Here is a 9251-nt window from a genome sequence, read left to right on the forward strand (position 1 = left end):
GGCGGGCAATAACTCTGATCGGTCACACTCGGCCGACCTGGAAGATTTGCGCCGTCTGGAACAGGCCCATCGGCATTTGCGGGAGCAAATTGCGCACATCGTGGTTGGACAGGACGAAGTCATCGAGCAATTGATGATTGCCATCTTTGCTCGCGGCCATTGCATTTTAGAAGGCGTGCCAGGGTTAGCGAAGACTTTAATGGTCAGCACACTGGCCAATTGCCTGTCGCTGCAATTCACGCGCATTCAATTCACGCCCGACTTAATGCCCAGCGACATCACCGGAACGGAGGTACTGCAAGACGATCGGCAAACCGGTACGCGGCATCTACAATTCATGCGAGGGCCGGTATTCACTAATATTTTGCTGGCCGACGAAATCAATCGCACGCCTCCCAAGACTCAGGCCGCGCTATTGGAAGCCATGCAAGAACGCCAAGTTTCGGCCGGCGGCCGGCGGCACGCGCTGGTGGACCCGTTTTTCGTGCTGGCCACGCAAAACCCGATCGAACAGGAGGGTACCTATCCATTGCCCGAAGCGCAATTAGATCGCTTCCTATTCAAGGTGTATGTCGGTTATCCCACGCCTGACGAGGAGCGGCAGATTTATCGCCGCACCACCGGCGCGGAAGTGGAGCACGTCACCAAAATACTAGACGGTCTGGAAATTCCTCATTTGCAGAAGATTGTTCGTAGCGTGCCGGTTTCCGATCATTGCTTGGATTACGTCATGGCACTGGTTCGCGCCACTCGCGCTGGCGAGCCCAATAGTCCGGCATATATCTCACGTTGGGTTTCCTGGGGCGCCGGCCCTCGCGCTGGGCAAGCGCTCATTCTCGCTGCCAAAGCCCGGGCCGCATTGCACGGTCGCCCGGCAGTGGCCATCGACGACATCCGCGCTGTTTCTAAACCTGTATTGCGGCATCGCTTGGTGGCCACTTATGCGGCTCAGGCCGACGGACAAACCCCCGATACTATTGTCGACGCTTTAATTCGCGACATCCCCGTTCGTTCAGGAGCCGATGAACTCGATGGCCGAGTTGCCCAAGTATTCCAATCCTGAAGTGCTGGCCCGCATTTCCGGTCTGACGCTGCGTGCCACTCGGGTAGTGGAAGGCACGGTATGTGGATTACACCGCAGTCCATTCCACGGCTTCAACGTGGAATTTGCGGAGTACCGCGAGTATTCGCCTGGCGATGATTTGCGGTTGCTCGATTGGCGCGTACTCGGCCGGACCGACCGTTTCTACATTAAACAGTATGAAGAAGAGAGCAACTTACGGGCGACCATCGTGATGGACGCCAGCGCTTCCATGCGCTACGGCTCCGGCGCGATGACCAAGTTCGATTACGCAGCCACATTGGCGGCCTCATTGGCCACGTTGTTGGTGGAACAGCAAGACCCAGTTGGCTTGGCGCTGTTCGATAATCAGGAGCGGAGCGTTCTTTCGCCGGCCGCCACGCAATCGCAACTGGTACAAATTATTTATCGATTGGAGCAAGCCAAGCCGGATCGCCAAACCGATTTGGGAGCCGTGTTGCAAACGCTCAGCGGCAAGCTGAAAAAACGCGGGATGGTAATCATCATTTCGGATTTATTGACCGATTTAAATTCGTTTTACGACGGCCTCTCGCGCCTGCAATATTTAGGAAACGAAATTCTGGTGTTTCAAGTTCTCGATAAGGATGAGCTCGATTTGCCCTTCAATGATTTGGTTTTGTTCCGCGACATTGAAGGGAGCGAAGAGCTATTTGCCGAGCCCTGGGCGTTCCGCAAGGCCTATTCGCAGGCGATGCAAAAATTCGTGGAAGAAGTGAAAGATACTTGCGGCAGCCGCGGAATTGACCATTTGCTACTGCGCACCGATGACAATTTAGCGTTAGCCTTGAGCCATTACCTGCACCGTCGAGAAAGTGCCTGAGATTGAAGGCGCATTGGAAACGGATGCTTTTCAACCATGCCCGCCATCAATTTTCTCAATCCGGCATTGTTGTGGGGGCTGGGGCTGGCGTCGATACCCATCATTATTCATTTGCTCTTTCGTCGGCAGTTCAAGCGCGTCGACTGGGCGCCGATGCGGTATTTGAAACTGACGATTCAACGTAATCGTCGCCGAGTTCAATTGGAGCAGTTGTTGTTGCTGCTTATGCGAATTGCTCTGATTGCGTTGTTAGCGTTTTTGGTTGCCCGGCCCGTCGTGCATTCGCTCGGTTTGGCTGGCTGGTTCGGGGCCGGAAGTCGTACCAGTCATGTGCTGGTGCTGGATGATTCACTGAGCATGGGCGTGGCGGTCGAAGGCCACACCGTATTCGATCGCGCCGTTGAGTTGGCCACGCACATCATTCGCGATGTCGGGCCGCAAGATCGCTTTACCTTAGTGTTGGCGTCGCAGCCAAAGCAGCCGCTGGTGCATGAAGTGGAAATCCTGGATGCCGAAAACCTGGCGCAGCTCATCCGCAAGCAAAAACTCAGTTCTACTTTTGTATCCTGGGCTACAACGATGGAAGCGGTTGACGAATTGCTTGTTTCCAGCACGTATCACACTAAGGAAGTCACGCTGCTCACCGATTTGCGGCGCGTCGGCTGGGAAAACAATTTAAAGCCACTGGCTGATCGTTGGGCCAGCGAGGACGTGCGGCTACAAATTTTCGATCTTGGTGCTCCCGCCACGCATCAACTCTCACTGGACGAGTTGAAAGTGCAAGACCCTTGTGTGCTGGCCGGCGTTCCGGCCCATTGGGAGGTGGTAATTCACAATGCCTCCGACCAAAGCTTCGATCACGTTGAGGCGGTGTTCCTCGTCGATGGCAAACCGAATCAGTTGGTGCTCCCGCCACTGCCGGCTGGTCAAAGTGTGCATGTGCCGCTCATGGCGACTTTACAAGAACCGGGTCTGCATTACCTATCGCTGCAACTTCCTGTAGACGATTTGGCCGGTGACAACCAGCGCTGGACGGTAGTCGATGTGCGCGAACGATTGCACGTCACGTTGATTGACGGACAGCCTTCGAGTGAACCACTGGCTAGCGAGACCGACTTTCTCGGCCTCGCTCTTTCTTTGGGAGGAGAAGATACCGCTTCCTTCCAAGTGGAAATTCTTACCGACGCCGATTTGACCGCCGTTGCTCACGAGCAGCCCGACTTGCTGGTGCTGGCCAACGTGGCAACATTAACGCCGCCGCAAGTGACGCGGCTAAGGTCGCTGGTTGAGGCAGGCATGGGGTTAATGATTTTTGTCGGCGATCAGGTCGATCCTGACAATTACAACCAGTTGCTCCAAGGCGAAGGCGTCGAATTGTTGCCGGCCCAATTGGAAAGCGTTGTCGAACAGCCAGTCACTGGCTTGGTGCTGGAAAACCAGTCTCCTTCGCCGCTGGATGCCATGCGGCAACTCAAACCATCGGTGTTGGAGCAGGTCAAAACGAATAAATATTACCAGTTGCGATTGCCGGGCAAATCGGTTTCGGGCGTGCGCGTGTTGGCCCGCTGGAATGATGCGGAATCGTCGCCGGCAGTGGTTGAGAAAGTGGTCGGTCATGGCCACGTGCTTTTGTGGACGACAACTGCCAATAAATCATGGACCGATTGGCCCACGCAACCCAGCTACGTATTGGCGATGCGCGAAGGAGGCAAAGCAATTGTGCGAACCGCCGGCGCGCACGATTTGACGGCGGGGGAACCAATTCGCCATCAGCTTGCGCCCGATGAGCAAGTGGTGTCACCGACGATCGAAATCCCTGAGTCCGATCAGCCATCCTCGCTGACTGTGGAAACGTCAGATGCGAAGGTCGGTACTGGAAATAAGAGCATAAATTCAGACACGGGCAAAAGCGCCGATGCGAATTTAAATCAAAGAAGCTCATTAATAGCAACGCCATCCGCGGCGACAACACTCACCTATATCGGTACGCGCCTGGCTGGTTTGTACCGCATGAACTGGCAAACTCCACCCAGCGGCGCAGGCAACGATTTGTTCGCCGTCAATCCCGATGCCCGCGAGAGCGATTTAACACTCATCAGCGCTGACGAGCTGAAAGCGTTGTGGGGTGAGCTGCAGCCGGAGATTATTTCCGCCGGCGCTCCCGATGCGGAATTGTCTACTCGCGGCGAGGAAATTTGGCGGCCGCTGGCAATGTGCCTGCTGGGCTTGATGGCCGTGGAAGCATGCTTTGCAACTTGGGTCGGAAGGCAACGCTGAACTTTTATGACTTACTTCGTACTAATTCGTTAATAATCCTCACCGCATCACATGATCGAAACCTTCAAATGGCTAATCGGTTTGCGACCGCTGCCCACCGGCGCCACAGAAGGGGATTGGCATGTGGAATTTCAAGCCCTGCCACAAGGCACGGCGGCGCTGGCTGCCATCGCGATATTTTTGGCCGCGCTGATAGGCGTGTTTTGGTTGTATCGCTTGGAAGGACGGCAGCTTAGCCTGTCCCGCCGCCTAGCATTTACGGCGCTGAGGGGATTGGTCTTTACGGGCGTCATCTTTATGCTGCTCGATGCGGTGCTTGTCATCGAGCGGCATGAACAGGTTCCATCGCACTTGTTGGTGCTCATGGATACATCGCAAAGCATGTCACTCACAGACCCTTATGTTGACGATGCTTCCGTCAAACGGATTGCCGAACATTTGGGTTGGACTGAAAAAGACTCTGCCCTGCTCAAGCGTTTGCGGGATGCTAAGCGATACGATTTAGCCGTGGGTGCTCTCGATTCTGCAATTCCAGAGCTATCCGATGGCCGCAAGCTGGCATTGTTTCATTTCGACAGCAGGGCCGATCCAGTGGAATCGTGGACTGGCCTCGCTGCGCTGCCGCCACAAGGCACGCAAACGGCCATCGGCGACGCATTGAAGCAAGCCTTGGCCGCGCATCGTAATCAACCGCTGGCGGGTGTGTTATTGGTGACCGACGGTCAATCGAACGGAGGAGAAGATGCCCGAAAAATTGCGCAGCAGGCCGGCAAGCAAGGCGTGCCCATCCACGTGCTGGCGATGGGAACTGAACAGGGACCCAGTAATGCTCGGCTCACAGACTTGGAAGCCAGCCCTGTAGTTTTTGTGCGCGATCCGATTAAGCTGGCCGCCGTGATCGATTCTCAAGGCCTACGCGGGCAATCGGCCACAGTTCGCTTGGAACAACGAAAAGACGGGAGCGATTGGGCAGAAGTCTCACAAAGCTCGATCGTGCTGGCCGAAGACGGCGCCATGCAGCGTGTGGAGTTTGATTTTACTCCAGATGCCACAGGTCAATACGATTTTCGAGTCACTATTTCGGATATACCGAACGAATTGACTGAAGCCGACAATTCCGCCACACAGTCGATAAAAGTAGTCCGCCAGAGAATTCGTGTGCTACTGGTTGCCGGTTATGCATCACCGGAAGTGCAATTCTTGCGGAATGCTTTGCTGCGCGATCCACAGTTGGAATTTTCCTCCTGGTTGCAAAACGCCACAGACAATTATGAACAGATTGGCCAAAAACCATTGCGTCGCTTGCCTGTGACCCAAACGGAGCTCAATCAATATGACACGGTCATCATGTTCGACCCGAACGTGCACGACCTGGGCCCAAATTGGTCGGACATGCTGACAAAATTCGTGGGAGATGCCGGCGGCGGCTTGATTTACGTTTCCGGCGAATTGAATACCCCTAACTTATTTAGTGTCCGTTCCGGCGATGTTGCTGACACGGCCGACACCGCCTGGGCCCGCATGTTACCGGTTGTGTCGGAACCGGGGCTTTATCAGTCGTCGGCTGAAGTAAGACTGAGCGCCCGGGAAACCTGGAATTTGGAGCTTACGGCCGACGGGGCCGAGGATCCTATTTTTCGCTTTACGGCCGATCCCACAAAAAATCGCGATATTCTCGCCAGTTTGCCCGGCATGTACTGGTATTTTCCAGTGACACGCGCCAAACCCGGCGCCACGGTGCTCGCGCAGCATGGCGACCAACGGATGCGGAATAACTTCGGCCGTCATGTACTGATGGCGATGCAACGTTACGGCCCGGGGAGGACTGTATTTATCGGATTCGACAGCACGTACCGTTGGCGATATTTGCACGAAGAGTATTTCGATAGCTTTTGGGCTCGCATGATTGATCGTGTGGGGCGCAGCAAAGTATTGGGCGGTCGATACCCGTTTACATTAGCCACCGATAAAAGCGCTTACCGCGTGGGTGACCGCGTGACAATCCATGCTTCGCCTGCGCCTGGGCAGGAAGATTCCAGCGTGCTTTCGCAGCTTCACGGCGATGCCGAAGTGGCTGGCCAAGAGCCGATTGCCTTGGAATTTGAACCGGAGCCCGATCACCCCAACGTATTTGATGCCGTGTTCAAGGCGGAAAAACCGGGCGCATATTTGGTGCGTGTGTTGCCTGGAACTTCTGCCGAAGGCGAAACTGCCGTTCGCGCCGCTACTCTGCCGTTTCGAGTGGATCCTCCCCAGCAGGAATTCGACAACCCACGTCTCAATCGAGCCCTTTTAGATGACATCGCTCAAGCCAGCGGCGGTAAGTTATTCATGCTGGACCAGGCCGATCAAATTCCCGCCGCATTTCACATTAAGCAAGTGGACCGTGTAATGCAGTACCGTCAAGAGTTATGGGATGCCCCAATCTTGGCGTTAGCGATTGTCACATTGTTGACCGTTGAATGGGTGTCGCGCAAAACGAAACGCATGGCTTAAGGCGCAATCCGAACAGTGCCACGCGCAAATTGAAGAATCATGTATGTCAACAATCACTGAAGCCCGATCATCCGACCGCATCTGGCAATGCCGCCAACAATTGCAGCGGCGGATGGCACGAATTCGTCACTCCATGCATGCGCATTTGTTATGGGAAGGATTGGCTTGGACGACAACGACGTGCGTCTGTTTTGCCGCAATCAGCTTATTGATTGACCGAACATTTCGGCCGGAGTTGGCTTCCCGTTTAGTGCTGTTAGGTCTGGGAGTTGCAGGCATCGTCATTGTGGCTTGGCAATGGCTCATCCGACCGCTGAGATTGCGCTTAGATGACTTAGATTTGGCGGAGCTGTTGGATCGTCGCCGGCCCGGTGTCGGTCAGCGTTTAACGAACGTCTTGCAACTGCCGGAATTGCTGAGGCGCGGAAAAATCGACGGATCCCCAGCGATGATTGAGATGGCCGTCGTTGACGATTTTACGGCGCTTGAGCAAATCGACCTGCGGAGCACGTTGAACATTTCGCGGCGAAGAAAAGTGATGGCGCTGCTGTTGGGCTTGATTGCAATAACCGCGCTGTTTTGTTGGGCATTTCCGTCGGTAGCGTCCGTATGGAGTCGCCGTTGGCTGGGCGGCGCATCGGTACGCTGGCCTCAACACACGTATTTGAATGTGCTGGGCTTAGACGATCAGGGCCGTTTGCTAGTTCCGCGCGGAGAAGCCACGATTTTGAAAGTCGATGCCCAACCGGAATTTATTGCAGCCGAAGGCGAATGGAGCGTGGTTGGCCGTGGTAATACGATTCGCATTCCCGGCGAAGCCAAGCCGCACAGCGAAGTGCCGGACGACGTGGCAATTGATTATCGACTGGCCAACGGCAGCCGGAAGCAAGGGGCTCTTACGCAATTCGAAGCCGGCCATTTTCGTTACGAATTGCCGCCCCTCGCCGAAGCGGCTTCTTTCACACTAACCGGCGGCGACGATTGGCTTGGTCCTTTGCAAATTAAGCCCATCGATCGACCGAGAGTCAAAGATATTACGATTACCGCGCACGTTCCTGGACACACACAGCCGGAAGTTTATCATGCCGGCCAGGAGGATTCGCAACTGCTTTTCCTGCCCACCACACAGTTGCAACTCGTGTTAACCAGCGACCAACCTTTGGCGTCTGCATGCATTGTAACGCAGGGAGAAAATGCGCCTCAGCTAAAGCAAATTGATGCATCGCATTATGAATCGGAAATAATCATGAAGGCCGCAACGAGTTTGGAATTCCAAATGACAGCTGCCGACAGCGGGTTGTCCTCCAAGCCATATTTTCTCTTGATCGGACTGCTGACAGATCGGCCACCACGCGTCACGGTTCGCGTCACCGGCATAGGAAGACGCGTTACTCCCACGGCGCGCGTGCCGATGATTATTCGCTCAGTGGATGATTTTGGTGTGGCGAACATGGCTGCCGATTTGGAATTGACGCAGTTCGTTGATTCCAAACCCCAGGTTAGTACGCATCAGCCGTATATGGAAACGTTTGCGCTGGAGAATGATAAACTACCTACCGATGTGGAAAAACAGATTCTCGTGAAATTGGCGGAAGTCAACGCGGCGCCCGGCAACATTGTTCGTTTGCAGAGTACTGCTACCGATGCTTGTGTTTTGGGTCCGCAACAGGGAACATCGCGCTGGATTCCGTTGCAAGTAGTGACGCCTGAAGAGTTATTCTATGAAATTTTGGTTCGTCAGCGCGAGCAACGAGGACGCTTCAGTAAGTCGCTTGACATGGCGAAAGCTCAATTGGAGTCGATTCAAAAGCTTACTAGTTCCGAAGAGAGCGGGGGTGTGTTGCGAGTTCATCAAGTAGTCGCCCGACAGGTATGGCAAATTGCTAATCAACTTGACGCCACTTTACAGGAAATGATCTACAACGATTTGGGCAGTGAACAAGCTCGCGACTTGCTAGACACTTCCATCATTGCACCGCTGCGGAAACTGCACGAAGAAAACTTCGTCAACATTGGCGAAAGACTGCAAACGCTTTTGGAACACCGAGAGCTGCGCGACGCTGACCGCCAGGCTGCGCTCGATGCCCAGCAAGCGGCCGTCACCGAAATACAGCATATTTTGGCCCAAATGTCACAATGGGAAAGTTTTGTCGATGTGATCAATCAACTCCGTCAGGTCATCAAATCGCAAAATGAAGTCCTTGAATCCACAGAAAAGACGGAAAAAGAACGGATTAAGGGACTATTTGATTAGGAGTTGACTGATGTGCAGGTTCACGATTTATTCCTATGAAATTTGCAGTCACGCGACTTGTATCTTGAGAATTTATTGACAGAACCCGCCACAACAAGGCAAACTAATGCGGGATGTCGGCGTACTTATCGTTATTCGGAATGTGCTCAGCCCGTCCACTAAATCCGTTCAGAACGCGAGCAAAATATGAGCGTCTATAAACTAACCGCGGGCTGCATTTTTGTAATAGCGGTGAGTATGGAATGCGTTCATCAGCCGGCCATTCATGCTGAAGATGCGCCAGCGACATCCTCCAAGACTAG

General features: G+C 54.1%; 5 protein-coding genes. All 5 read left to right on the top strand.

Annotated features, from left to right (window positions below; translation table 11 throughout):
- The first annotated feature begins 37 nt into the window (after positions 1 to 37).
- From VFE46_12575 to VFE46_12595, 5 genes are read left to right on the top strand one after another with little or no spacing between them, the layout of a single operon-like run.
- Positions 38 to 1063, top strand: a complete 1026-nt coding sequence (locus VFE46_12575) for a MoxR family ATPase (protein HZZ28829.1) — start codon at positions 38 to 40, stop codon at positions 1061 to 1063.
- The gene (locus VFE46_12580) at positions 1023 to 1922 is read left to right on the top strand and encodes a DUF58 domain-containing protein (GenBank protein HZZ28830.1); all 900 of its coding nucleotides are present in this window, start codon (positions 1023 to 1025) and stop codon (positions 1920 to 1922) included. The genes VFE46_12575 and VFE46_12580 overlap by 41 nt, the downstream gene beginning before the upstream one ends.
- A gap of 36 nt (positions 1923 to 1958) precedes the next feature.
- On the top strand, positions 1959 to 4199 hold the full coding sequence (locus VFE46_12585; GenBank protein ID HZZ28831.1) for a BatA domain-containing protein: 2241 nt from the start codon (positions 1959 to 1961) through the stop codon (positions 4197 to 4199).
- Between the two features lie 51 nt (positions 4200 to 4250).
- Complete coding sequence (locus VFE46_12590) at positions 4251 to 6695, top strand: vWA domain-containing protein (GenBank protein ID HZZ28832.1); 2445 nt, start codon at positions 4251 to 4253, stop codon at positions 6693 to 6695.
- Between the two features lie 43 nt (positions 6696 to 6738).
- Complete coding sequence (locus VFE46_12595) at positions 6739 to 8949, top strand: hypothetical protein (protein ID HZZ28833.1); 2211 nt, start codon at positions 6739 to 6741, stop codon at positions 8947 to 8949.
- Positions 8950 to 9251 lie beyond the last annotated feature (302 nt).

It is taken from the genome of Pirellulales bacterium (assembly GCA_035656635.1).
Taxonomy (GTDB): Bacteria; Planctomycetota; Planctomycetia; order Pirellulales; family JADZDJ01; genus DATJYL01.